Annotated in this window: 20 protein-coding genes; 12 read left to right on the forward strand and 8 right to left on the reverse strand. The window is 59.1% G+C overall.

Going from position 1 to position 24,315, the window contains the following annotated elements:
* Positions 1-545 precede the first annotated feature (545 nt).
* Positions 546-2,021, forward strand: a complete 1,476-nt coding sequence (locus tag D8U18_RS13475; protein WP_056856104.1) for an inorganic phosphate transporter — start codon at positions 546-548, stop codon at positions 2,019-2,021.
* Positions 2,022-2,291: 270 nt separating this feature from the next.
* Here the strand turns inward: D8U18_RS13475 and ccoM are convergent, their stop codons facing one another.
* The 3 genes from ccoM to D8U18_RS13480 form a co-directional block, all read right to left on the reverse strand.
* Entirely contained in the window at positions 2,292-2,408 is a 117-nt protein-coding gene (gene ccoM, locus D8U18_RS29225; RefSeq protein WP_056856105.1) for a cytochrome c oxidase subunit CcoM, read from the reverse strand.
* Positions 2,409-2,551: 143 nt separating this feature from the next.
* Positions 2,552-2,713 carry a hypothetical protein gene (locus tag D8U18_RS28740; RefSeq protein ID WP_008074569.1) on the reverse strand — a complete coding sequence of 54 codons (162 nt, stop codon included), beginning with the start codon at positions 2,711-2,713 and terminating at the stop codon, positions 2,552-2,554.
* 93 nt (positions 2,714-2,806) lie between these two features.
* The gene (locus tag D8U18_RS13480) at positions 2,807-3,148 is read right to left on the reverse strand and encodes a hypothetical protein (protein WP_056856106.1); all 342 of its coding nucleotides are present in this window, start codon (positions 3,146-3,148) and stop codon (positions 2,807-2,809) included.
* 231 nt (positions 3,149-3,379) lie between these two features.
* Here D8U18_RS13480 and rapA point away from each other — a divergent pair, with 231 nt between their 5' ends.
* Complete coding sequence (gene rapA / locus D8U18_RS13485; RefSeq protein ID WP_056856107.1) at positions 3,380-6,226, forward strand: RNA polymerase-associated protein RapA; 2,847 nt, start codon at positions 3,380-3,382, stop codon at positions 6,224-6,226.
* 221 nt (positions 6,227-6,447) lie between these two features.
* Here the strand turns inward: rapA and D8U18_RS13490 are convergent, their stop codons facing one another.
* On the reverse strand, positions 6,448-7,797 hold the full coding sequence (locus D8U18_RS13490; protein ID WP_130904361.1) for an MFS transporter: 1,350 nt from the start codon (positions 7,795-7,797) through the stop codon (positions 6,448-6,450).
* A gap of 292 nt (positions 7,798-8,089) precedes the next feature.
* Here D8U18_RS13490 and D8U18_RS13495 point away from each other — a divergent pair, with 292 nt between their 5' ends.
* Positions 8,090-10,306 (forward strand): EAL domain-containing protein, encoded by a 2,217-nt coding sequence (locus D8U18_RS13495; protein WP_277752474.1) that lies wholly within the window; start codon positions 8,090-8,092, stop codon positions 10,304-10,306.
* On the opposite strand, the gene D8U18_RS13500 is transcribed toward D8U18_RS13495, so the two are convergent.
* The gene (locus D8U18_RS13500) at positions 10,263-11,159 is read right to left on the reverse strand and encodes an NAD(P)-dependent oxidoreductase (RefSeq protein ID WP_177435020.1); all 897 of its coding nucleotides are present in this window, start codon (positions 11,157-11,159) and stop codon (positions 10,263-10,265) included. The genes D8U18_RS13495 and D8U18_RS13500 overlap by 44 nt on opposite strands.
* Positions 11,160-11,357: 198 nt before the next feature.
* On the opposite strand from D8U18_RS13500, the gene D8U18_RS13505 reads away from it, so the two are divergent.
* Positions 11,358-13,556, forward strand: coding sequence for a hypothetical protein (locus tag D8U18_RS13505; RefSeq protein WP_056856110.1), 2,199 nt, complete (start codon positions 11,358-11,360; stop codon positions 13,554-13,556).
* A 302-nt stretch (positions 13,557-13,858) separates the two neighbouring features.
* Here the strand turns inward: D8U18_RS13505 and D8U18_RS13510 are convergent, their stop codons facing one another.
* Positions 13,859-14,164 (reverse strand): DUF2288 domain-containing protein, encoded by a 306-nt coding sequence (locus D8U18_RS13510; RefSeq protein ID WP_131107799.1) that lies wholly within the window; start codon positions 14,162-14,164, stop codon positions 13,859-13,861.
* Between the two features lie 350 nt (positions 14,165-14,514).
* On the opposite strand from D8U18_RS13510, the gene D8U18_RS13515 reads away from it, so the two are divergent.
* The 5 genes from D8U18_RS13515 to D8U18_RS13535 all read left to right on the forward strand — a co-directional run bounded on the left by D8U18_RS13515 (position 14,515) and on the right by D8U18_RS13535 (position 19,518).
* The gene (locus tag D8U18_RS13515; RefSeq protein WP_056856112.1) at positions 14,515-15,642 is read left to right on the forward strand and encodes a branched-chain amino acid ABC transporter substrate-binding protein; all 1,128 of its coding nucleotides are present in this window, start codon (positions 14,515-14,517) and stop codon (positions 15,640-15,642) included.
* A gap of 233 nt (positions 15,643-15,875) precedes the next feature.
* Entirely contained in the window at positions 15,876-16,799 is a 924-nt protein-coding gene (gene livH, locus D8U18_RS13520; protein ID WP_131107800.1) for a high-affinity branched-chain amino acid ABC transporter permease LivH, read from the forward strand.
* Positions 16,796-18,052 (forward strand): high-affinity branched-chain amino acid ABC transporter permease LivM, encoded by a 1,257-nt coding sequence (locus tag D8U18_RS13525; RefSeq protein ID WP_056856114.1) that lies wholly within the window; start codon positions 16,796-16,798, stop codon positions 18,050-18,052. Before livH ends, D8U18_RS13525 begins: the two co-directional genes overlap by 4 nt.
* On the forward strand, positions 18,049-18,816 hold the full coding sequence (gene livG, locus D8U18_RS13530) for a high-affinity branched-chain amino acid ABC transporter ATP-binding protein LivG (protein ID WP_056856115.1): 768 nt from the start codon (positions 18,049-18,051) through the stop codon (positions 18,814-18,816). The genes D8U18_RS13525 and livG overlap by 4 nt, the downstream gene beginning before the upstream one ends.
* The gene (locus D8U18_RS13535) at positions 18,817-19,518 is read left to right on the forward strand and encodes an ABC transporter ATP-binding protein (protein WP_034146751.1); all 702 of its coding nucleotides are present in this window, start codon (positions 18,817-18,819) and stop codon (positions 19,516-19,518) included.
* A 171-nt stretch (positions 19,519-19,689) separates the two neighbouring features.
* Here the strand turns inward: D8U18_RS13535 and D8U18_RS13540 are convergent, their stop codons facing one another.
* Positions 19,690-20,598: a LysR family transcriptional regulator gene (locus D8U18_RS13540; protein ID WP_131107801.1), complete on the reverse strand. Its 909-nt coding sequence runs from the start codon at positions 20,596-20,598 to the stop codon at positions 19,690-19,692.
* A 106-nt stretch (positions 20,599-20,704) separates the two neighbouring features.
* Between D8U18_RS13540 and D8U18_RS13545 the strand changes: the two genes are divergently transcribed.
* Positions 20,705-21,304, forward strand: a complete 600-nt coding sequence (locus D8U18_RS13545; RefSeq protein ID WP_131107802.1) for a short chain dehydrogenase — start codon at positions 20,705-20,707, stop codon at positions 21,302-21,304.
* A 12-nt stretch (positions 21,305-21,316) separates the two neighbouring features.
* On the opposite strand, the gene D8U18_RS13550 is transcribed toward D8U18_RS13545, so the two are convergent.
* Positions 21,317-21,676, reverse strand: coding sequence for a hypothetical protein (locus D8U18_RS13550; RefSeq protein ID WP_130906830.1), 360 nt, complete (start codon positions 21,674-21,676; stop codon positions 21,317-21,319).
* 173 nt (positions 21,677-21,849) lie between these two features.
* Between D8U18_RS13550 and D8U18_RS13555 the strand changes: the two genes are divergently transcribed.
* Together D8U18_RS13555 and D8U18_RS13560 are read left to right on the forward strand one after the other, a co-directional pair.
* On the forward strand, positions 21,850-22,515 hold the full coding sequence (locus D8U18_RS13555; RefSeq protein WP_130904366.1) for a hypothetical protein: 666 nt from the start codon (positions 21,850-21,852) through the stop codon (positions 22,513-22,515).
* 95 nt (positions 22,516-22,610) lie between these two features.
* Positions 22,611-24,224, forward strand: coding sequence for an NAD(P)/FAD-dependent oxidoreductase (locus D8U18_RS13560; RefSeq protein ID WP_130904367.1), 1,614 nt, complete (start codon positions 22,611-22,613; stop codon positions 24,222-24,224).
* Positions 24,225-24,315 lie beyond the last annotated feature (91 nt).

The following is a 24,315-nucleotide window of genomic DNA, read 5'->3' on the forward strand; positions in this document are numbered from 1 at the left end:
GCCAGGAACAACGTTACAAGGAAGTTTACGGCGGGGAAGTCACCACCTACGCCGCCCAACCCGAACCGGAACGCAAACCCTGGCGTAAACGCGCCACCGTTCAGGATCAGGTTTTCAAGCAAGAACTTGAAAAAATGGAAAAGGAACTCAAAGCCGAAGAGCCTTGATGGTCCCGGCTTTAATCCTTACAAGGGTCTGCGATTGCACCTGTTAAAAGCGGGATGCATGGATGTTGCCTTTTGCGCCCGCTACAAGCGGGCAGCGGCCACCTTGCTCATCCGACAAGGTAAAGGGCGCATATCCGACCCTCTTCTCAGAAATTTCACACAAGCGTTCAGGCCCCTCCTCCGAGCGCGCGAAACCCTTTTGCCATGGGTGTTTTCAAATAAATTCAATGACTTGCAAGGCCCGTAAAATCACCGACACGCAGGACTGCGGCTCAAATTAATTCGTTGAAGAATGTTACCAACGAGCAGCTAGTGCATTGATTGGCACGCTTTTCTGGCATAATCCCGCCCCCCTTATGACCGGGTCAGAAAACCTTCATGATCGATTTATTCAGCGGACTGGATGCTTGGGTGCTAGTGAGCCTCCTGCTCGCCCTGACTTTTGTCCTCGCCTTCGAGTTCATCAACGGATTTCATGACACCGCTAACGCGGTAGCCACTGTTATCTACACCAAAGCGATGCCGCCTCATCTGGCGGTGTTCTTTTCCGGTGTGTTCAATTTCCTCGGCGTGTTGCTGGGCGGCGTTGGCGTGGCGTATGCCATCGTCCACTTGCTGCCGGTGGAGCTGCTGATCAATGTGAACACCGGTCATGGACTGGCCATGGTGTTTTCGTTGCTCGCCGCCGCCATCGCCTGGAACCTGGGCACCTGGTACTTCGGTATCCCCGCTTCCAGCTCCCATACGCTGATCGGCTCGATTCTCGGTGTAGGCCTGGCCAACGCCCTGATCAACGAGATTCCGTTGGCCGATGGCGTGAACTGGCAGAAGGCAATCGATATCGCCATGTCGCTGGTGTTCTCGCCGATGGCAGGTTTCCTGATTGCAGCGCTGATTCTGATCGGCCTGAAATGGTGGCGTCCGCTGTCGAAGATGCACAAGACGCCGGAACAGCGCCGCAAGATCGATGACAAAAAGCACCCACCGTTCTGGAATCGCCTGGTCTTGGTGATCTCCGCCATGGCCGTGAGTTTCGTGCACGGTTCCAACGATGGCCAGAAAGGTATCGGCCTGATCATGCTGGTGCTGATCGGTATCGTGCCGGCGCAGTTCGTCCTTGATCTGAACAGCACCACCTACCAGATCGAACGCACCCGCGATGCCACCTTGCATCTGAATCAGTTCTACCAGCGCAACGCCGAAACCCTCGGCGAGTTCCTGGCACTGGGCAAAAGCGTGGAAGGTGATCTGCCGGAGAAATTCCGCTGCAACCCGCAGCAGACCGAACCGACCATCAACGCGTTGCTGGGCACCCTCAAGGGCGTAGCCGACTACCGCTCGCTGTCGGCGGAAAGCCGCATCGAAGTGCGCCGCTACCTGCTCTGCCTGGATGACACCGCGAAGAAAGTCAGCAAGCTGCCAGGCCTGCCCGCCCGTGAAAAGGCTGACCTGGACAAGCTGCGCAAGGACTTGACCACCACCACCGAATACGCGCCGTTCTGGGTGATTCTGGCGGTGGCCCTGGCCCTCGGCCTGGGCACCATGGTGGGCTGGAAACGCGTGGTTCTGACCATCGGTGAGAAAATCGGCAAGCAGGGCATGACTTATTCCCAGGGCATGTCGGCGCAGATCACCACTGCCAGCCTGATCGGCATGGCCAACATTTTCAGCTTGCCGGTGTCCACTACCCACGTGCTGTCTTCAGGCGTGGCCGGTACCATGGTCGCCAACAAAAGCGGTCTGCAAGGCGGCACCGTCAAAACCATCCTGCTGGCCTGGGTGCTGACCCTGCCAGCCACGGTTGCCCTGTCGGCCGGTTTGTTCTGGCTGGCCTCGAAGGCACTCGGCAGCTGATCAGCTGCCGAACGAAAAAGGCGCGCTCCGCAAGGACCGCGCCTTTTTTATTACCGGATGATCGTTCCCACGCTCTGCGTGGGAATGAATCCCGTGACGCTCCGCGTCAGAATTGGACGCAGAGCGTCCATGGCGGCATTCCCACGCAGAGCGTGGGAACGATCAAGAACGCAGAGCGTGGGAACGATCAACTTCAAGGAATCGCAGGCAAAAAAAAGGGCAACCGAAGTTGCCCAAAATGCCTTGCGTGCTCATTGCATCCAGAAAGACCTACGGTTTTTTCCGCTTGTGCGAATCCTTCCAGATAAAAAATCCGAATCCTGCAAAAAAAACGAACATGAGGCTGACGGTCAGCACTCCGGCGATCACCACGTTGTCGAAAAACATGACGCGTCTCCTGCTGTTGCCCTGTTGCGATAGGGCTAAGTTACCCAAACGGGCAGGAGAAAGAATTGACCGGGATCAATGTTGCCCGAGACCGGGCTCAAAGGAGGGGAAAAACTGACCTGCATCAACCGATGACGGGGGATTCAACGTTTTTTCGGTTTGTTCTTCGGTTTTTTCTTCGCCTTGCCCAGCGGCATGGCTTGCTCGAACGCCTGACGCACTTCATTAAGGCGTTTTTCGTTGAGGTCATGGACACGCTTGGCGCGTTCGGCGTTGAGGTCGATCAGTTTGTCGTCTTGGCTCATGGCGTTCAGTGCATCACTGGCAAATGAATTCAGCTGCCGAGGCAGGTTTGCGCCAATAATGCGGTCTGGCGACAGCGCTGACCAGCCACTCGCTCAAATCTCGATGTCGACCCACAATCCCTGGCGGGGCTGATCTTCCATCAATGGCGCCACCGGTACGGTGTTGTCGGCATTGAGTTCGTCCCCTGGGATGGCCAGATGCGCTTCAGGGTCTTCGTCGGCTTCACGGCGACGTCTTTCCTGTTCCTGCTTGCGCCGCTGTTCTTCGCGCAGCAGCAAGGCGGTTTCTTCAGGGTCACGCTTTTTCAGGTCGATGGTGCTGTCCGTGGAGCTTTCCTGCACGGGCACCACAGGTGCTATGTCCGGGCGCGGGCGGACCGGGTCGTGCTGAGAGGTAATCGGCACGGCACTCAAGGGAAGCATCGGTGGCAGCATATTTTTTGGTCTCCTGTCAGCAGGCTGTCGGCTGCGCAAATGGCGACTTGAGCCATCGGTCGCAAACTGTGACTCAATCGACACTGCCTTAACGGTCGCAAGCTAGGATTTGTTCAGGCCACGCGGATCAAAAAAACGCAGCCTACGGCACCTCCCACACAGGTATTCCTTTGGTCTGGAGACCTGATTCCGTTAAGATAGCCCGCTTTTTCAAGGTGGGAGTCAGGCAGCATGGCGCAGCAGTATCAACCGGGGCAACGCTGGATCAGTGACAGCGAAGCCGAGCTGGGTTTGGGCACCGTTCTGGCACAGGACGGCCGCTTGTTGACCGTGCTCTATCCGGCCACTGGCGACACCCGCCAGTACGCGCTAAGGAATGCGCCCCTCACCCGCGTACGGTTTTCGCCGGGTGACTCGATTACTCACTTCGAAGGCTGGAAACTGACCGTTCGCGAAGTCGACGACGTCGATGGCCTGCTGGTCTACCACGGCCTCAACGCGCAGAACGAAGTGGTTACCCTGCCGGAAACCCAGCTGTCGAACTTCATTCAGTTCCGCCTGGCCAGCGACCGTTTGTTCGCCGGGCAAATCGATCCGCTGGCCTGGTTCTCCCTGCGTTACCACACCCTCGAACACACCAGCCGCCAGTTGCAGTCCTCCCTCTGGGGCTTGGGTGGCGTACGTGCGCAGCCGATCGCGCACCAATTGCACATCGCCCGTGAAGTGGCCGACCGTATTGCACCGCGGGTATTGCTGGCTGACGAAGTAGGTCTGGGCAAGACCATCGAAGCCGGTCTGGTGATCCATCGCCAACTGCTCTCGGGCCGCGCCAATCGCGTGCTGATCCTGGTGCCGGAAAATCTCCAGCACCAGTGGCTGGTGGAAATGCGCCGGCGCTTCAATCTGCAAGTCGCACTGTTCGACGAAGAGCGCTTCATTGAAAGCGATGCCTCCAACCCGTTCGAAGACACCCAGCTCGCGCTGGTGGCCCTGGAATGGCTGGTGGAAGACGAGAAGGCCCAGGACGCACTGTTCGCCGCCGGCTGGGACTTGCTGGTGGTCGACGAAGCGCACCACCTGGTATGGCACGAAGATCAGGTCAGCCCTGAATACTCGCTGGTCGAGCAACTCGCCGAAACCATTCCCGGCGTACTGTTGTTGACCGCGACGCCGGAACAACTCGGCCAGGACAGCCACTTCGCCCGTCTGCGCCTGCTTGATCCGAACCGCTTCCATGACCTGCACGCCTTCCGCGCCGAGAGCGAGAACTATCGCCCGGTGGCCGAAGCCGTTCAGGAATTGCTCGACCAGGGCCGCCTGTCGCCGCAAGCGCACAAGACCATTCAAGGTTTCCTCGGCAACGAAGGCGAAGCCCTGCTGACCGCCGTCAACGATGGCGACACCGAAGCCAGCGCCCGTCTCGTGCGTGAGCTGCTGGACCGTCACGGTACCGGTCGCGTGCTGTTCCGTAATACCCGCGCCGCCGTGCAAGGTTTCCCGGAGCGCAAACTGCACCCGTACCCGCTGCCATGCCCGGACGAATACCTCGAACTGCCGTTGGGCGATCACGCCGAGCTGTACCCGGAAGTCAGCTTCCAGGCCCAGCCGGACGCCAATGAAGAAGAACGCTGGTGGAAATTCGACCCACGCGTCGAGTGGCTGATCGATCAACTGAAGATGCTCAAGCGCACCAAAGTGCTGGTGATCTGCGCCCACGCCGAAACCGCCATGGACCTGGAAGACGCCTTGCGCGTGCGCTCCGGCATTCCGGCCACGGTGTTCCACGAAGGTATGAACATCCTCGAGCGTGACCGCGCCGCCGCCTACTTCGCCGACGAAGAGTTTGGCGCTCAGGTGTTGATTTGCTCGGAAATCGGCAGTGAAGGTCGCAACTTCCAGTTCTCCCACCACCTGGTGCTGTTCGATCTGCCGTCCCACCCGGACCTGCTGGAGCAACGTATCGGTCGTCTGGACCGGATCGGCCAGAAACACACCATCGAACTGCACGTGCCGTACCTGGAAACCAGCCCACAGGAGCGCCTGTTCCAGTGGTACCACGAAGCGCTGAACGCGTTCCTCAACACCTGCCCGACCGGCAATGCCTTGCAGCACCAGTTCGGCCCTCGCCTGCTGCCGCTGCTGGAAGAAGCCGACGACGGCGAGTGGCAAGCGCTGATCGACGAGGCCCGCACTGAGCGTGAGCGTCTGGAAGCCGAATTGCACACCGGCCGTGACCGCTTGCTGGAGCTCAACTCCGGTGGCGCTGGCGAAGGCGACGCGCTGGTCGAAGCCATTCTTGAACAGGACGACCAGTTCGCCCTGCCGATCTACATGGAAACCTTGTTCGACGCCTTTGGCATCGACAGCGAAGACCATTCGGAAAACGCGCTGATCCTCAAGCCGAGTGAAAAAATGCTCGACGCCAGCTTCCCGCTGGGCGACGACGAAGGCGTGACCATCACATACGACCGCAACCAGGCGCTGTCCCGCGAAGACATGCAGTTCATCACCTGGGAACACCCGATGGTCCAGGGTGGCATGGATCTGGTGCTGTCCGGCTCCATGGGCAACACCGCGGTGGCGCTGATCAAGAACAAGGCGCTCAAACCTGGCACGGTACTGCTGGAACTGCTCTACGTCAGCGAAGTGGTCGCCCCGCGCTCGTTGCAACTGGGCCGCTACCTGCCGCCCGCTGCACTGCGCTGCCTGCTCGATGCCAATGGCAACGACCTGTCGCCCCGGGTGTCGTTCGAGACCCTGAACGACCAACTCGAAAGCGTCCCGCGCGCCAGCGCCAACAAGTTCATCCAGGCCCAGCGCGATCAACTGACCCCGCGGATCAATGCCGGCGAAGACAAAATCTTCCCGCGTCATGCCGAGCGCGTGGCAGAGGCACAACGCCGCCTGGCCGCCGACACCGACGAAGAACTGGCACGCCTGACCGCGTTGCAAGCGGTCAACCCGACCGTGCGTGACAGCGAACTGGTTGCGTTGCGCAAACAACGCGAGCAAGGCCTGGCGATGCTCGACAAGGCGGCTCTGCGACTGGAAGCGATCCGGGTGTTGGTGGCGGGTTAAGTCCCCTGCTCCAACGCTGAAAAAAAAAGCCCGCAATACTGCGTAAGCTGTTCACTTAAGAGAACGTTAGCATCCTGTGGCGAGGGAGCTCGCTCCCGCTGGGCTGCGCAGCAGCCCCTTTCAGGGCCGCTTCGCGCCCCAGCGGGAGCAAGCTCCCTCGCCACAAGTACAGTGGTCGTCCTTAAGTGAACAGCAATACTGCGGGCCTTCTTTTTTGGATCTTATGCCGTCGCCACAGAACCCTCAGGCACAACCACCCCTCCCAATCCATCCTTCATCCGCTTGGCATCGCGCACAAAACACCGCGACGCCAACACCAGAAACACCATGGTGAAAAACAGCGCTACCGGAATCAGGTACATCGCGTCGTGCAGGCCGACGGCCTTGAACGCTTCGGTCATTTGCCCGGCGCCCGCGGCGAGCATCGCCGTGTGGGCGAAGTGGTCGGACAGTGCGCCGACAACCACCGGTCCCAACCCGCCGCCCAGCAGATACAACCCGGCAAAGAACAGCGCCATTGCCGTTGCCCGCAGACGCGGTTCGACCACGTCCTGAATCGCCGTGTATACGCAGGTGTAGAAGTTGTAGGCAAACAACCAGCCCAGGCTGAAAACCGCCACGAATACACCGATCTCGATCCGCCCCGAATGCAGCGCCCACGCCGTGCAGACCGTGGAGATGATCAGGCTGAACGCCGCAAACAGCAGGCGACCATTGGCGATTCGCTGATGAATCTTGTCGGCGACCCAGCCCCCCAGCGTCAGGCCGAACAAACCGGTCACGCCGACGATAACACCGGTCGCGACTGCGGCTTCCTGCAATGGCATCAGGAAGTAACGCTGCAGCATCGGCACCAGGAACGAGTTGCAGGCATAGGTGGCGAAGTTGAAGCACAGCCCGGCCATGACCAGCCACAGGAAGGTGGGTACCGCCAGCACCCGACGGATTGGCCGATCAACCTTTTCCTGGGAAACCTGCACGGTTTCCGCGGCGCCGCGCTTGGGCTCCTTGATGAAAAACATGAAGACGGCGAGGATCAGTCCCGGTACGGCGGCAATGAAGAACGGTGCGCGCCAACTGTCGAAGGCCTTGACCATCGCGCCGATGGTGAAGAACGCCAAGAGCAGGCCCAAGGGCAGGCCAAGCATGAAAATGCCCATGGCCCGTGCCCGACGGTGAGCCGGGAACAGATCGCCAATCAGCGAATTCGCCGCGGGCGCATAGCTGGCCTCGCCGATGCCGATGCCCATGCGCACGATCAGGAAACTCCAGAAACTTCCCACCATGCCGTTGACCGCCGTCAGCCCGCTCCAGGCTGCCAGCCCCCAACCCATCAGTTTTGCGCGCGAGCCGGTGTCGGCCATTCGCCCCAGAGGCAGGCCGGCAATGGCGTAGACGATTGTGAACGCGGTGCCGATGATCCCCAGTTGAAAGTCGCTGAGGTGCCATTCCATGCGGATCGGTTCGATAATGATGGCCGGAATGGTGCGGTCGAAAAAGTTGAACAGGTTGGCCAGGAACAGCAGGAACAGAATGCGCCAGGCATTCGCCGCTTGGGTCGAGTTCTGCATGGGTCCGTCTCTTTTATTGTTATGGGGCTTCACTGCCAGTGCATCCGAGCCCGGAACCTGCAATCTAGTCAGGCGCCCCACCGCTGTCTGTAATTATTCGTAAAGCTGATACCCAGCCATCGTCTCCGGCGCGGCCTGTGCAACATTTTATTTCCAAACGATCTAGGGTTCATTCCAAAAGGATTGCAGGACAATGTGCCACTATCGCTTGCGTTCCGTATGTGACCTCTATACTCCATGACATTCGCTGGCGTTGATTGCGCCAGCCAGGAAGTAATCGATGGGGCATGCTATGGAGTGGCTTGGTCTGCATTTCATTACCGAGCTGCCAGAGAGTGGGCAGGTCATACTCAACTGCATACATGACCCTTTTCTGGTGCTTTTGGCTTATCTGGTTGCCTGTGCTGGCAGTTTTGCCACGCTGGACATGGCCGAGCGGGTGGCTCATGCAGAAAAGAAGGCGTCACAGCGACTCTGGCGCTGGGTCGGCGCCGGATGCCTCGCGGGCGGAATCTGGGCTATGCACTTCATCGGCATGCTGGCGTTCCAGGCACCGATAGATATCCACTACCAGTTGCCCATTACCCTCGCCTCTCTGCTGATCGCCCTGCTCGCTTCGTGGCTGGCGATGCACACCCTCAGCCTTGCGCAGTTGAGCTTCTGGCAATGTTTCAGGTCAGCCATCGGAGTCGGCCTGGGCATCGCCGCCATGCATTACGTGGGCATGTCTGCACTGAGTTCGCCGGCGCAGGCCTACTATCAACCGCTGTTGTTCGGCCTGTCGATCGTGATCGCCATCGGCGCCAGCATGGCGGCCCTGTTGCTGTCGAGTTACTTGCGCAACGAAACAGGGACGTTTCATCAACTGCTCAAGTACGGTGCCAGCCTGGTACTCGGGGCGGGGATCATCAGCATGCATTTCACCGGCATGGCTGCCTTCAATCTGGTGCTGCCCAGCGACAGCCTCCTGGCCCAGCCCGGAGAAAACAATCACTTTCAACTCGGCCTGACCGTAGCGATCATGACGCTGCTGATCATCGGTAGCAGTATCAGCGCGGCGCTGGCGGACAAAAAGTTGCAACACAAGGAACTCGATTTGCAACGGGTCAACTCGTTGCTCAGCCAACTGGACCAGGCGCGCATGTCCCTGCAACAGGTGGCGCACTACGATCCATTGACCAACCTGATCAACCGTCGCGGTTTCAACCAGCTGTTCGCCGAGAAACTCAGCGAGAAAATCCACGAGGGCGGCAGGCTAGCGGTCCTGTTCCTCGATATCGACCACTTCAAGCGGATCAACGACAGCCTTGGCCACGATGCCGGCGATGAGTTGCTCAAGGTCATTGCCGGGCACATCAGAAGCTCCATACGCAGTCACGCCGATGTGGTTGCGCGCTTCGGTGGCGATGAGTTCTGCATCCTCATCGACCTGCATGATCGAGAAGAAGCGCGGCACATGGCCCAGCGCATCATGCAAAAAATGAAAGAGCCCATTGAACTTGCCGGACGGCGCATGGTGATGACCACCAGCATCGGCATCAGCGTGTTTCCGGAAGACGGCAAATCCTGCGAAGAGCTGTTGAAAAACGCCGACCTGGCGCTGTATCAGTCCAAGGGCGGCGGTCGCAACGGTCTGAATTTTTTCAGCGCCAACCTCAAGGCCCGCGCCACGCTGGAACTGCAACTGGAAGAAGAGCTGCGTTACGCCCTGCGTGAAGACACCGGCCTGATGCTCTATTACCAGCCGATCTACGACCTGAAAACCGGCCAGGTCAGCAAACTCGAAGCGTTGATTCGCTGGCAACACCCGACCCACGGCTTCCTCGCCCCGGACCGTTTCATCACCATTGCCGAAGCCAACGGCCTGATCACCGAACTGGACCATTGGGTGTTGCGCAAGGCGTGTGAAGACCTGGGCGAGCTATCGCGGCAAGGCTGCGAGGTGCTGAGGATCGCCGTCAATTGTTCGCCCTTGAGCCTGGCCCGCGAAGAGTTGTCCTCCGAAATCGAACGGGCGCTGCGTGACGCCGGGGTCGCGCCGCAACGGCTGGAACTGGAAGTGACCGAGAACGCACTGATGGGCAACATCGCCGATACGCTGGTGCTGTTGCGGCAGATTCGCGCCCTCGGCGTGTCACTGTCGATCGATGATTTCGGCACCGGTTATTCGTCCCTGGCGTATCTCAAGCGCTTGCCGTTGAACACTCTGAAAATCGACCGTTCGTTCATCCAGGACATTCCCAACTCGACTCAGGACATGGAAATTGTCCAGGCGATCATCGCCATGGCCCACACCCTGCACCTGGAGGTGGTCACCGAGGGTGTGGAAACCTTCGAGCAGTACCAGTTTCTTGAAGGCGCCAGTTGCGATTACGTTCAGGGTTACCTGCTCAGCCGTCCGGTACCGCTCGCCGAATTGCTCCCGGTGCTGAATGAAATCAATCAGCGCAAACACTCCTACTCAGTCACGACGCTGAGTCTGGTGCACGGTACATCTGCACTAATGTAGACGGGTCTTTTTCCAGATTCCCCTGGGCGCCGTGCAGGCGCATCAATTGCGCCGCCAGACCGCTGACCGGAGTTGCCGAGCCCTGTTCGCGGGAAAACTTCACCGCCGTGTCCAGGTCCTTGAGCAAGGTCCGCACGTGCCACTTCACCGGTTCGAAACGACTGTCGGCCATTTGAGGAGCCAGGATCTGCAGCGGCTTTGAATCGGCAAAACCACCGGCCAGCGCTTCGGCGATCAAATTGGCATCGACACCCGAACGCTCTGCCAGGGCCACCACTTCGGCAATCACCAGCGCGTTGCAGGCAACGATCATCTGATTACAGGCCTTGGTCACTTGCCCGGCTCCGACCGCCCCCATGTGCGTCACGCGCTGGCCGAGGCTCAGCAAAACCGGTTTAACCCGCTCAAGCGCCGCCCCGTCGCCACCGACCATGATCGCCAGGCTGCCAGCCTGCGCCCCGACGACACCACCAGACACAGGCGCATCGAGCCAGCCCATGCCGGTTTTGCTGACGAGCTCAGCTGCCATTTCTCGCGTTGCCGTCGGTTCCAGGCTGGAAAAGTCCACCAGCAACTGGCCATTTTTCGCACCCTCGATCACTCCCGCGGTGCCGAATACCACCTCGCGCACCACCGCCGTGTCCGCCAGGCACAGCATCACCACGTCGGCGTGCTGACACAGTTCGGCCGGGGTCGCGACCTGACGTGCCCCGGCCTCGACCAGCGGCGCGCACTTGGCCGGATTGCGATTCCACACCGTCAGCGGGTAACCCGCCGCGAGCAATCGCCGGCACATCGGCAACCCCATCAAGCCAATTCCGGCAAAACCCAGCGAAGGTAGCATTGACATCATTTTGCCTCCTTTTGATTAAAGATCGCCAAATCTTGGCCGATTTATCATGACTTAGGAAAGGATTCCCCCGAGCGACGTTCAGGCCACGGCACTGACGCTTGGGCCAAATACGCGCTGATAAAAGACGCGAGATCTTATTCCGTGACGGTTTGACGACAGCCTGTCGCCCGACCAACCAGCCCAGGTACATGGCGAACAATGACTTCTAAAAATAACCCGGCCACCGCGATTTCCGACCTGACGCTGAGCCCGGCGGCGAACAGCCCCGCACCGTCGAAGCCATTGCCGCCATCGCGCCCGCTGGCGAGCCAGCAATACCTGTACTTCACCGAAACCAATACCGACCGCATCCTCGACAACCTCGACGGCCTGCGCGACATGGTGTTCCCGCGTCCGCCCCACCTGGAAGGCGACAACGAACAGTACAGCGATCAGGAATTCCCGTCGGTGTGCCTGATCGGCCTGGGCCGCTGCGGTTCGAACATTGCGCTGGATGTCGCGGAGCTGGTGTACAACGCCCGCAAGTTCTACCTCAACGAATTCAACAGCGAAGATCGCCTGTCGCCGGACAAGCGTTTTGCCGAAAAGGGCTACAGTCCGGCCCAGTGGATCCGCAACAACCTGCGCCTGGGCCAGAACAAAAACACCAAGCCGGTATTTCTGGTCGAGCCACTGGTGATGCTCGGCGACCTGGACAAAGACATCGCCGGTCGCATCCGCTTCTCGCGCAAAGGCGAAAAAAGCGGCTTCCTGCGCGATTACAGCAAAATGAAAATCATGGACTTGTCGGAAGTCCATGCCGGTGGCGCCGGTAACGCGCCGATTCTCGGCCAGTACCTGGCCAAGATCATCCTGAACAAGGACACCCAGCGTTTCTCCAGCCCTGACTGGAAAATGATTCACTCGTACCTGATCGACAGCTGCGGCATCAAGGCCAACCAGTCGCGCCTGTATTTCTCGATCTTCAGTGCCGGCGGCGGTACCGGTTCGGGCATGGCCTCGGAATTCGGCCTGGCCCAGCAGCACTCGTACATGAACAAGACGTTCGACACCAAACCGATGGACGAGCACGACAGCAAGAGCGGCCACTCCTTCGTCTTCGAACCGATCTTCACCAGCGGCATCTGCGTACTGCCGAACATTTCCGATCATCGCAGCGAAATGTCTGAAGCACTGCACATCAACGCCGGTCGCTTGCTGTGCAAATACCTGTCGGAGGAATGGGACTTCTCCTACAACTTCGCCAATGAAGACAGCAGCGAAGCGAGCGTCATGGGCCGTATCCGCCCATGGAACGCAATGATGCTGATCTCCAACGACATCATGCGTTATGCCGAGGAAAACGATGACGGCAACATCCAGAACATTGATGTCAATGCGATGGAAAAGCACGCCAATCAATACATTTCGCAGCAGATCTTCAACATTCTGACAGCGCAGGCGGTTACGACTGACTACGATCAGAACTATTTCCGCCGCGCCGGCATCGACATCGGCGAAACCATCCGCCTGGACGCCAACGACCTGTTCATGAGCCTGGCCGGCCCCGTGGCGATTGCCTATGCCGAATCCGTGGTGCCGGAAACCCCGCCGCCAAGCAGCGACAAATTCAAGGTCTTCGAGAAAGAGCCGCAGCGCCTGAACATCGACGACCTGTTCTTCCGCTCGATCGACCTGCCGCACTTCAACAAAGTCACCCAGGCCATCGAAGGCATCAGTCTGTTGCCGATCGAGTCCAAGCGTTATCGCGCATCGCTGGAGCAGTACAAGAATTCGGGTTATGACGCCGCCGCGCTGCACGACCTGCACTTCTTCAAGAACTGCTCGTCGGTGGTGTCGATCGTTTCCCTGCCGAAGGATTACAAGCTGTCGTACATGGACCTGAACCGGTTGAAGACACACCTCAACAGCCTGTTCCCCAACACCACGCTCAAGCGTTACGCGCTGGTGATCGGCGCCTCGGCCAACCTGTCGCTGACCACCCTGATCGCCAAGAGCCCGTGCTTGTCGGACGACTTCCTGACCCTGATCGTGGCGTTCATCAAACGTTGCTTCGCGAAAAACCCGTACCGCTTCGACGAGACGCTGGACAACTCGATCCTGGACTTCATCATCAATGAACACTTTGACGAGGACCTGATCGACGACCTGCTCAACGAATTCGAGAACCCGGCGAAGATCCTCGATACCAACTGGTACGCGATCAAACCGATGTACGAGAAGAAATACCGCGAGCTGATCAACGACAAGGACAAGTTCGTTTCGATCAACGATATCCGCCTGTCCCGGGATTGCGTGAAGAAGGCAATCAAGTACCTGCGCGAGATCTACCGTCATCGCATAGGCAAGACCAAGGTTATTTCGTTGAATAACCATACGGGTAAAACCGCCTACTAAGCGGCGCGCCCAACCAGATCGTTCCCATGCTCCGCGTGGGAATGCCTCATCGGACGCTCTGCGTCCGCTTGGGACGCGGAGCGTCCCTGGCTGCGTTCCCACGCAGAGCGTGGGAACGATCACAATTCACCACTTTCCAACATCCAGAAACAATTAAGCAGCCCTCAGGCTGCTCTCTCAACTGTTCCCGTTACGTTTACGTCACCGTGAGGCTGTGGCCTTTCTCTACGGCAACCTGCCATCACGCTACTCGGCTACACACTTTCGGGCGTTCACACCACGCACCATAAAGGTGCGCACCATCAGGGCTGCGCCCTTTCCTGAATCATAATCCACGGCGAAACCACCACCGCCCACAGCTGCGGATCACGTTCAAAAAGATCCAGCGCCCGCGTTTCAGACAGCTTGGCGAGCTGGTCTTCGGCCAGCCAGGCAGCCACTTTCTCGCCTTCATCACTCGCTACGGCCTCTGCCGCGGCGATCAGATCCAGGCTCGCGTCGACCCATAATAGGGCACCCTTGGCAAAGAACGGCTCCAGTTCCTTCCAGGTAATAGATGCGGTTTCACCAAGCAGTTTGGCATAGAGGGTGCTAGGTTCTTCAGTCATGGGTCCGGTCCGGAAAAGAAATCGACGCAATCATAACGTCGGTGGTCTGGCAGAAAAACCCAGATGCAATTTGTGTCACTGAACGAAAAGAGCAGGAAGGCCAAGGAATGCACGGAATCTGGCTATAAGCCTTTCAACGCCCCGCCGCAATTCTGTCTTTTTCTTTCAAAATAGCGACACCCCCAAGTTTTGCCCCCTGGCGCCAGCTTCCCAGGCTGACAATCGGCGCTCTACACTGTACCGGTACAGTTGCCGGGGGGCATTTCCGGGGGATGTCGTAGATATCTGACCCGGTTCTGCTGCCAACGGCGCCAGGACTATAAAAACTACAACAGTAAGAGTGGAGCACTATGACTAAGGCTACTAAGCAGATTTCCAAACTGTTTGCCGCTATGGTTCTGGCCGGGGTTGCCAGCCATTCGTTCGCAGCTGACACCATCAAGATCGGCATCGCCGGCCCTAAAACCGGCCCTGTAGCCCAATACGGCGACATGCAGTTCAGTGGCGCCAAAATGGCCATCGAACAGATCAACGCCAAAGGCGGCGTAGACGGCAAGAAACTCGAAGCCGTTGAATACGATGACGCCTGTGATCCAAAACAAGCCGTGGCCGTAGCGAACAAAGTCGTCAACGACGGCGTCAAGTTCGTGGTGGGTCACCTGTGCTCCAGCTCCACTCAACCGGCTTCGGACATCTACGAAGACGAAGGCGTGATCATGATCACCCCGGCTGCCACCAGCCCGGACATCACCGCCCGTGGTTACAAAATGGTCTTCCGTACCATCGGTCTGGACAGCGCCCAGGGCCCTGCCGCCGGTAACTACATCGCCGACTACGTCAAACCGAAGATCGTTGCTGTTTTGCACGACAAACAGCAATACGGTGAAGGCATCGCCACCGCCGTCAAAACCACTCTTGAGAAGAAAGGCGTGAAAGTCGCCGTGTTCGAAGGCGTCAACGCCGGCGACAAGGACTTCTCTTCGATGATCGCCAAGCTCAAGCAAGCCAACGTCGACTTCGTCTACTACGGCGGCTACCACCCGGAGCTGGGCCTGATCCTGCGTCAATCCCAGGAAAAAGGCCTGAAAGCCAAGTTCATGGGTCCGGAAGGCGTGGGTAACGACTCCATTTCGCAGATCGCCAAAGACGCTTCCGAAGGCCTGCTGGTGACCCTGCCGAAATCCTTCGACCAGGATCCGGCCAACGTTGCCCTGGCTGATGCGTTCAAAGCCAAGAAAGAAGACCCGAGCGGTCCATTCGTGTTCCCGGCCTACTCGGCTGTGACCGTGATTGCCGACGGTATCAAGGCTGCCAAGTCCGAAGACTCCGCCAAAGTGGCTGAAGCCATCCACAAAGGCACCTTCAAGACCCCTACCGGCGACCTGAGCTTCGACGAGAAAGGCGACCTGAAAGACTTCAAATTCGTGGTTTACGAGTGGCACTTCGGCAAACCAAAAACTGAAGCCAAGCCTCAGTAAGGCGCTGCCTGACTGACTGCCAACAAAGCCCACGGCGTGCCGTGGGCTTTGTTTTACGAATGTATCTGGGCCGCGCTGGCGTGATCCGCCAGTCTCCCCACCTGAAAATCTCAAAACCGTCATCAGCGGTTCGCTGGCAAACCCCGAATTCGAAGTGGATGCAGATCCACGGGGCTCGGGCGGGAAAATGACTCCACCAGTGAAATGCGTATCAGGTTTTTAGGAGCGCTGTAATGCCTGACATCTATCACTTCTTCCAACAGCTGGTTAATGGCCTGACCATTGGCAGCACGTATGCCCTGATCGCCATCGGCTATACGATGGTTTACGGCATCATTGGAATGATCAACTTCGCCCACGGCGAGGTGTACATGATCGGTTCCTACGTGGCGTTCATCGCCATCGCCGGGCTGGCCATGATGGGACTCGACAGTGTCCCGCTGTTGATGACCGCGGCTTTCATCGCGACCATCGTCGTTACCAGTGCCTACGGTTACAGCATCGAACGGATCGCCTACCGCCCCCTGCGCGGCAGCAACCGTCTGATCCCGCTGATCTCCGCCATCGGCATGTCGATCTTCCTGCAGAACACGGTTCTGCTGGCGCAAGACTCCAAGGACAAATCCATCTCCAACCTGATCCCTGGCAACTTCGCCATCGGGCCAGGTGGCGCACATGAAGTGCTGATTTCCTACATGCAAATCGTGGTGTTCGTGGTGACCCTGGTCGCCATGCTCGGCCTGACCCTGTTCATCTCCCGCTCTCGCCTGGGCCGCGCCTGCCGCGCCTGCGCCGAAGACATCAAGATGGCCAACCTGCTGGGTATCAACACCAACAACATCATCGCCCTGACCTTCGTCATCGGTGCCGCGCTGGCGGCCATCGCCGCCGTGCTGCTGAGCATGCAATACGGCGTGATCAACCCGAACGCCGGTTTCCTGGTCGGCCTCAAGGCCTTTACCGCAGCGGTACTGGGCGGTATCGGCAGCATTCCGGGCGCCATGCTCGGCGGGCTCGTGTTGGGTGTGGCGGAAGCCTTTGGTGCCGATATCTTCGGCGACCAGTACAAGGACGTCGTGGCGTTCGGCCTGCTGGTTCTGGTGCTGTTGTTCCGGCCAACCGGCCTGCTGGGCCGTCCGGAGGTTGAGAAGGTATGACTAGGAATCTTAAACAGGCGCTGTTCAGCGCCTTGCTGGTGTGGGCCGTGGCCTACCCGGTACTCGGTCTGAAGCTGACCATCGTCGGCATCAACCTCGAGGTGCATGGCACCAGCACCGCTACCCTGATCACCATCGCCGTGTGTTCGGTGCTGATGTTCCTGCGTGTGCTGTTCGACCAGCAGATCAGTTCGGCCTGGCGTTCTTCGCCAAGCATGCCGCTGATTCCGGCCAAGGCCAGCAACTTCCTGACCCTGCCGACCACCCAGCGCTGGATCATCATTGCGTTGATCGCCGGTGCACTGGTCTGGCCGTTCTTCGGCTCCCGCGGTGCGGTGGATATCGCCACGCTGGTGTTGATCTACGTGATGCTCGGTCTCGGCCTGAACATCGTGGTCGGCCTGGCTGGCCTGCTCGACCTCGGATACGTCGGTTTCTATGCCGTCGGCGCCTACAGCTACGCGCTGCTGTCGCACTACTATGGTCTGAGTTTCTGGATCTGCCTGCCGATTGCCGGCCTGATGGCGGCCACCTTCGGCTTCCTGCTCGGTTTCCCGGTACTGCGCTTGCGCGGCGACTACCTGGCGATCGTGACCCTGGGCTTCGGTGAAATCATCCGTCTGTTCCTGCGTAACCTGACCGATATCACCGGCGGCCCGAACGGCATCAGCAACATCGAGAAGCCAACGTTCTTCGGCCTGACCTTCGAACGTAAAGCCGCGGAGGGTCTGCAAACCTTCCACGAGTACTTCGGTCTGGAATACAACTCGATCAACAAGGTGATTTTCCTCTACCTGGTCGCGCTGTTCCTGGCACTGGCTGCACTGTTCGTCATCAACCGCTTGCTGCGCATGCCTCTGGGCCGTGCCTGGGAAGCGTTGCGCGAAGACGAAATCGCCTGCCGTGCGCTCGGTCTGAACCCGACGGTGATCAAGCTTTCCGCGTTCACTCTCGGCGCAGCATTCGCCGGTTTTGCCGGCAGCTTCTTCGCTGCCCGTCAGGGCCTGGTAACGCCGGAATCCTTCACCTTCATCGAGTCGGCGATCATCCTCGCCATCGTGGTGCTCGGTGGCATGGGCTCGCAGCTGGGCGTCATCCTCGCTGCCGTGGTGATGATCCTGTTGCCGGAAATGATGCGTGAGTTCAGTGAATACCGCATGTTGATGTTCGGTGCCTTGATGGTACTGATGATGATCTGGCGCCCTCAGGGTCTGCTGCCCATGCAACGTCCTCACATGGAGCTGCGCAAATGAGCCGCGAGATCCTTAAAGTAGAAAACCTGAGCATGCGCTTCGGCGGCTTGCTGGCGGTCAATGGCGTGGCCTTGAGCGTGAAAGAGAAACAAGTGGTTGCCCTGATCGGCCCCAACGGCGCCGGCAAGACCACCGTGTTCAACTGCCTGACTGGCTTCTACAAGCCGAGCGGTGGCAGCATCCTGCTGGACGGCGAGCCGATCGAAGGCCTGCCGGGTCACAAGATCGCCCTCAAAGGCGTGGTGCGTACTTTCCAGAACGTGCGGTTGTTCAAGGACATGACCGCGGTCGAGAACCTCTTGATCGCCCAGCACCGTCACCTGAACACCAACTTCCTGTCGGGCCTGTTCAAGACCCCGTCGTTCCGCAAGAGCGAACGCGAGGCCATGGACTTCGCCGAGTACTGGCTGGAAAAGGTCAACCTGAAAGAGTTCGCCAACCGTCCGGCCGGCACCCTGGCCTACGGTCAGCAACGTCGCCTGGAAATCGCCCGCTGCATGATGACCCGCCCGCGAATCCTCATGCTCGACGAACCGGCCGCCGGCCTGAACCCAAAGGAAACCGAAGACCTGAAGGCGCTGATCAGCGTGTTGCGTGAAGAGCACAATGTCACCGTGCTGCTGATCGAACACGACATGAAACTGGTCATGAGCATTTCCGACCACATCGTCGTGATCAACCAGGGTACCCCTCTGGCCGACGGTACGCCGGAACAGATCCGCGACAATCCTGAAGTGATCAAAGCCTACCTGGGGGAAGCGTAAATGCTGCAGTTCGAAAACGTTTCCACCTTCTACGGCAAGATCCAGGCCCTGCACAGCGTCAACGTCGAAGTCCGTCAGGGCGAAATCGTGACCCTGATCGGCGCCAACGGTGCCGGCAAGTCCACGTTGCTGATGACCCTGTGCGGTTCGCCGCGCGCCCACAGCGGCAGCATCCGCTACATGGGTGAAGAACTGGTCGGCCAGGACTCCTCGCAGATCATGCGCAAGAGCATTGCCGTGGTGCCGGAAGGTCGTCGGGTGTTTTCTCGTCTGACCGTCGAAGAGAACCTGTCCATGGGTGGGTTCTTCACCGCCAAGGGTGACTACCAGGAGCAAATGGACAAGGTCCTCGGACTTTTCCCACGCCTGAAAGAACGCTTCAGCCAGCGCGGCGGCACCATGTCCGGCGGCGAACAGCAAATGCTCGCCATCGGCCGTGCGCTGATGAGCAAGCCCAAGCTGCTGCTGCTCGACGAGCCATCGCTGGGCCTGGCCCCGATCATCATCCAGCAGATCTTCGACATCATCGAACAGCTGCGCAAGGACGGTGTGACGGTGTTCCTGGTCGAGCAGAACGCCAACCAGGCGCTGAAAATCGCTGACCGCGCCTACGTTCTCGAGAACGGCCGGGTAGTGATGCAAGGCACTGGTGAAGCGCTGCTGACCGACCCGAAAGTGCGCGAAGCGTACCTCGGCGGCTAACTTCAGCGGTAAACAGAAAACGGCCTTCGGGCCGTTTTTCTTATCCTGCCAAACTCCCTTGCCCGATCGTTCCCACGCTCTGCGTGGGAATGCAGCCCTGGACGCTCCGCGTCCCAAGCGGACGCAGAGCGTCCGGCGAGGCATTCCCACGCAGAGCGTGGGAACGATCTGTTAGAGCCTGTCCAACACCTCCCCGCTGCGCTTGAACCAGCCAATCAAATAGTCCGCCAACACCTGCGTACGCTTTGGCAATCCGCCCTGATACGGATGCACCAGATACATCGGCATAATTCGTGTCTGATAATCACGCAAAAGCCAATGCAAACGGCCGTCAGCCAATTCCGCCGACAGCAAGTAGGACGGCAGGCGCGCAATGCCGGCGCCAGTGAGTACGGCTTTCTTCAGAAGGCTGTAATGATTGCTGGCAAACGGCCCCGAAACCCGCACTCGCAACAGTTCGTGCTGTTGGTGATACAACCATTCTTCACGACCACTGTAATGGCTGTTGAGCAGGCAACGATGTTCGGCCAGTGCCTGGGGGGTCTGCGGTTCGCCGTATTGCTCCAGATAGGCCGGGCTGGCACAGGTCATTTCATGCCAGGCCAGCAGCGGACGTGCCACCAGCCGCTGGTCGATGGCCACGTCGGCGCGGATCGCCAGATCGAAGCCATCGCGAGACAAGTCACGGTAATTGTTGTTGAGCTCCAGTTCGATCTGCACTTCGGGGTATTTGGCCGAAAACTCCAACAGCAACCCATCAAAGAAGGTTTCCCCCAACGACACCGGCACCGTCATGCGCACCGGGCCGGCCATGTCGTCCTTCAACCGCGCCAGGGCCTGGCGTGCGCGCTCGACCTGGGTCACCAGTGCCTGCGCCTGCGGCAACAACGCCGCGCCGGCAGCTGTCAGGCTCAAGCGCCGCGTGGTGCGCTGCAACAAAACCACAGAGAACTGTGCCTCCAATTGACTGATGCGTTTGGACAATTGGCCCTTGCTGCAACCCAGTTGCTGCGCAGCCAAGGTAAAACTGCCCGCTTCTACCAATACCGCGAACGCCGCCAGATCATCCATCTCACTCATTGATTGTTTCCAATTGAAAACCAAAGGTTGCCTATTAGTGCGCTTATCCAGATAAAAAACCACTCTAGACTGAGCACTCATTCAATCCACTTGAGGATCAGTACCCATGAAAATTCTTTTGATCGGCGCAGGCGGCACCATTGGTTCGGCAGTCGACAAGGAGCTGTCCCAGCGCCACGAGATCGTGCGCATCGGCCGCAACAGCGGCGATTTTCAGGTGGATATCAGTGACGGTGCTTCGATTCGCAAACTGTTCGAGCAGACCGGAAAATTCGATGCGCTGATCTGCGCCGCCGGCAACGTGACCTTCGCACCACTGGCAGAAATGGGTGAGGACAGTTTCGCCCTGGGCCTGAAAGACAAGTTGATGGGCCAGGTCAACCTGCTGCTGATCGGCCGCGAGTTCGCCAATGACGGCGCCTCGTTCACCTTCACCACGGGTGTGCTCAGCCACGATCCGATTCGCAGTGGTGCCTCGGCAGCGCTGGTCAACGGTGCGCTGGACAGCTTCGTCCGCGCCGCCGCTATCGAACTGCCACGTGGCCTGCGCGTGAACTCGATCAGTCCGAACGTGCTGGTCGAAGCCATGGGCAAATACGCCCCGTACTTCCGTGGCTTCAAACCGGTTCCGGCAGCGGATGTGGCATTGGCCTACGCCAAAAGCGTGGAAGGCCTGCAAACCGGCCAGACCTTTCACGTGGGCTGACCCGGTTCAAGCTCAATCGACCAATGTGGGCAAAAGGTCTTTGGCCACGGCTTTCGGGATGGAAACCCTGAACTGTGAGCCCAGGACCGATTGCACTGTCGCGGTAGAGACCTTCCAGCCATTGATCGACAGCGTCAATTGTTGGCCCAGGGAAGCACGAGAAATGTTCTGCATTCTCTCGGTGGCTTCAGGACTGAGCGTGACATTCATTTCAAACGTCGATTGAAGTCTGTCGTCATCCTTCAACAGCACATCCATCCGGGTGAAATCGGTTGCCGAAGACAAATTGATCTCGGCAGCCTGGCTGGCGGTGGCCGCCCCCATCATCACCGGCAATAACAACCCGATCTTCCAGCCCACTGCCTTCTTCACATCCGCCCCCTGCAAAAAAGTGACAGCTTACCGTTGGCATCCTGGTATTCGGCTTTGGATTTACCTCAAGTTGTTGCCGATAAATCGACCTCAGATTTGCCGCAGACAAACTCCAGTCTTGTGATGAACGGTCAGCCTGAGTAACGTGGCGGCACTTGTCAGGAGACCCCAAGATGCGTGCTGCCCGTTCCTTAGTTCTCGTTGCCCTGCTTCCTCTATTCGCCGCTTGCCAATTGTTCGATGGCGAGCGTGAGAGTGCTACCCACGTCGGCCAGACCCGCATGCAAGGCCAGTTGAGTGCAGCCGACGGCAAGCTGTTGTTCCAGCCGTGCGGTGAGCAGCGGCGTTATGTGGTCAACGACACGGGCGGCACCAGCGTATTGCAACAGGCCGCTACGCTGGCCGATGCCAAAGGCAAGCTGTTCGCCGATGTGCGCGGGCGGATCGTTGCGGGTGATGGCGATGGCCAGCTCGACCTGCAGCAGTTGTACCGCGTCGAGCGCTCGGGCAATGCATGCGAGGATGCCAATTTCAAATTGCTGATTCTGCGCGCCGCCGGTCACACCCCGGAGTGGAACGTGAAAGTCAGCGGCAAGGGCATGGTCATCGACCGCGCCGGCCAGCCGCCATTGGCAGTGCCTTACGTTGAAGAGCAATTGGGCGATGGCCGCTTCAACCTCAGCACCGAAGCCAATAACCAGCACATCGAATTGTGGGTCGCGCCGCAACGCTGCGTCGACAGCAGCACTGGCAGCATTCAACACATGAGCGCCGAACTGCGCGTCGATGGTCAGGTGCAGCGCGGTTGCGGGTATTTCGGCGGCTCGCGCGACGACTGATCGTTTAAGCCTCACGGGACCGGGCTTTTGGAGCTTATAATCGCCGGCTTCAAACGCCCTGGCGCAGTTGTGCGCCCCGCGAACCGGATCCCGCCATGTTACGAATCACCGAACTCAAGTTGCCGATCGACCATCCCGAAGAAGACCTGCGCCCTGCCATCGTGCAGCGCTTAGGCCTTGCCAGCGATGATTTGCTCGATTTCACCTTGTTCAAGCGCAGCTACGATGCGCGCAAAAAGTCCTCCGAATTGTGCTTCATCTACACCATCGACCTCAACGTTCGCGATGAGGCGGCGGTGCTGCACAAGTTCGCCGATGACCGTAACGTCAACGTGGCACCGGATGTCAGCTACAAAGAGGTTGGCCAGGCGCCGGCCGACCTGAGCGTGCGCCCGATCGTCGTCGGTTTCGGCCCGTGCGGGATTTTCGCCGGCCTGCTGCTTGCGCAAATGGGCTTCAAGCCGATCATTCTCGAACGCGGCACCGAAGTGCGCCAGCGCACCAAGGACACCTGGGGCCTGTGGCGCAAAAGCGTGCTCAACCCTGAGTCCAACGTACAGTTCGGCGAAGGCGGCGCGGGGACGTTCTCCGACGGCAAGCTCTACAGCCAGATCAAGGACCCGAAATTCCTCGGTCGCAAAGTCCTGCACGAATTCGTCAAGGCCGGCGCGCCGGAAGAAATCCTTTACGTCAGCAAGCCGCACATCGGTACGTTCCGTCTGACCGGTGTCGTGGAAAACATGCGTGAGCAGATTCGTGCATTGGGCGGCGAAGTTCGATTCCAGCAGCGGGTTACCGACGTGCTGATCGAAGACGGCCAACTGGTCGGCGTAGAACTCGATGGCGGCGAACAGATTCATTCCAAACACGTGATCCTGGCCCTCGGCCACAGTGCCCGCGATACCTTCCGCATGCTCCACGGTCGCGGCGTGTACATGGAAGCCAAACCGTTCTCGGTGGGTTTCCGTATTGAGCATCCGCAATCGCTGATCGACCGTGCGCGCCTGGGCAAGTACGCCGGCCACCCAAAGCTTGGCGCCGCCGACTACAAACTGGTGCACCACGCCAAGAACGGCCGTTCGGTCTACAGCTTCTGCATGTGCCCGGGCGGCACGGTGGTGGCGGCGACTTCCGAGCCGAACCGCGTGGTCACCAATGGCATGAGCCAGTACTCGCGCAACGAACGCAATGCCAACTCCGGGATCGTCGTCGGCATTACGCCGGAAGTCGATTACCCGGGCGGCCCGCTGGCCGGGATCGAGTTGCAGGAGCGTCTGGAATCCCACGCTTTTGTATTGGGCGGCAGCAATTACGAAGCGCCAGCACAACTGGTCGGCGACTTTATTGCGGGCAAGCCGTCCACCGAACTGGGTAGCGTTGAACCGTCCTACAAACCGGGTGTTGCGTTGGGCGATCTGGCCCTGGCATTACCGGACTTCGCCATTGAGGCCATTCGCGAAGCACTGCCAGCGTTCGAGAAACAAATTCGCGGTTACTCGCTGCACGATGCCGTGTTGACCGGCATCGAGACCCGCACCTCGTCGCCGCTGCGTATTACCCGCAATGAGTCGATGCAGAGCCTGAACGTAAAAGGCCTGTTCCCGGCGGGCGAAGGCGCAGGTTATGCGGGCGGGATTCTGTCGGCCGGTGTGGACGGGATTCGCATTGCCGAGGCAGTGGCGCGGGATATCCTGGGCCTGGAGGCCTGATACGAAATCTTTGAAACAAACACTGTACCCGTGGCGAGGGAGCTTGTCGGATCGCCGCACCGTCCCGCTGGGCTGCGCAGCAGTCCTTTTT

It is taken from the genome of Pseudomonas sp. Sample_10, assembly GCF_004321495.1.
GTDB lineage: Bacteria > Pseudomonadota > Gammaproteobacteria > Pseudomonadales > Pseudomonadaceae > Aquipseudomonas.

Excerpts from the sequence above, each read along its gene's own strand:
- D8U18_RS13545 (WP_131107802.1), top strand. The coding sequence starts at position 20,705 with ATGAAAATTCTTTTGATCGGCGCAGGCGGCACCATTGGTTCGGCAGTC.
- D8U18_RS13480 (WP_056856106.1), bottom strand. The coding sequence starts at position 3,148 with ATGCTGCCACCGATGCTTCCCTTGAGTGCCGTGCCGATTACCTCTCAG.
- livG (WP_056856115.1), top strand. The coding sequence starts at position 18,049 with ATGAGCCGCGAGATCCTTAAAGTAGAAAACCTGAGCATGCGCTTCGGC.
- D8U18_RS13515 (WP_056856112.1), top strand. The coding sequence starts at position 14,515 with ATGACTAAGGCTACTAAGCAGATTTCCAAACTGTTTGCCGCTATGGTT.
- D8U18_RS13535 (WP_034146751.1), top strand. The coding sequence starts at position 18,817 with ATGCTGCAGTTCGAAAACGTTTCCACCTTCTACGGCAAGATCCAGGCC.
- D8U18_RS13510 (WP_131107799.1), bottom strand. The coding sequence starts at position 14,164 with ATGACTGAAGAACCTAGCACCCTCTATGCCAAACTGCTTGGTGAAACC.
- D8U18_RS13525 (WP_056856114.1), top strand. The coding sequence starts at position 16,796 with ATGACTAGGAATCTTAAACAGGCGCTGTTCAGCGCCTTGCTGGTGTGG.
- D8U18_RS13555 (WP_130904366.1), top strand. The coding sequence starts at position 21,850 with ATGCGTGCTGCCCGTTCCTTAGTTCTCGTTGCCCTGCTTCCTCTATTC.
- ccoM (WP_056856105.1), bottom strand. The coding sequence starts at position 2,408 with ATGTTTTTCGACAACGTGGTGATCGCCGGAGTGCTGACCGTCAGCCTC.
- D8U18_RS13505 (WP_056856110.1), top strand. The coding sequence starts at position 11,358 with ATGACTTCTAAAAATAACCCGGCCACCGCGATTTCCGACCTGACGCTG.
- livH (WP_131107800.1), top strand. The coding sequence starts at position 15,876 with ATGCCTGACATCTATCACTTCTTCCAACAGCTGGTTAATGGCCTGACC.
- D8U18_RS13540 (WP_131107801.1), bottom strand. The coding sequence starts at position 20,598 with ATGAGTGAGATGGATGATCTGGCGGCGTTCGCGGTATTGGTAGAAGCG.
- D8U18_RS13495 (WP_277752474.1), top strand. The coding sequence starts at position 8,090 with ATGGAGTGGCTTGGTCTGCATTTCATTACCGAGCTGCCAGAGAGTGGG.
- D8U18_RS28740 (WP_008074569.1), bottom strand. The coding sequence starts at position 2,713 with ATGAGCCAAGACGACAAACTGATCGACCTCAACGCCGAACGCGCCAAG.
- D8U18_RS13490 (WP_130904361.1), bottom strand. The coding sequence starts at position 7,797 with ATGCAGAACTCGACCCAAGCGGCGAATGCCTGGCGCATTCTGTTCCTG.
- rapA (WP_056856107.1), top strand. The coding sequence starts at position 3,380 with ATGGCGCAGCAGTATCAACCGGGGCAACGCTGGATCAGTGACAGCGAA.
- D8U18_RS13560 (WP_130904367.1), top strand. The coding sequence starts at position 22,611 with ATGTTACGAATCACCGAACTCAAGTTGCCGATCGACCATCCCGAAGAA.
- D8U18_RS13475 (WP_056856104.1), top strand. The coding sequence starts at position 546 with ATGATCGATTTATTCAGCGGACTGGATGCTTGGGTGCTAGTGAGCCTC.
- D8U18_RS13500 (WP_177435020.1), bottom strand. The coding sequence starts at position 11,159 with ATGATGTCAATGCTACCTTCGCTGGGTTTTGCCGGAATTGGCTTGATG.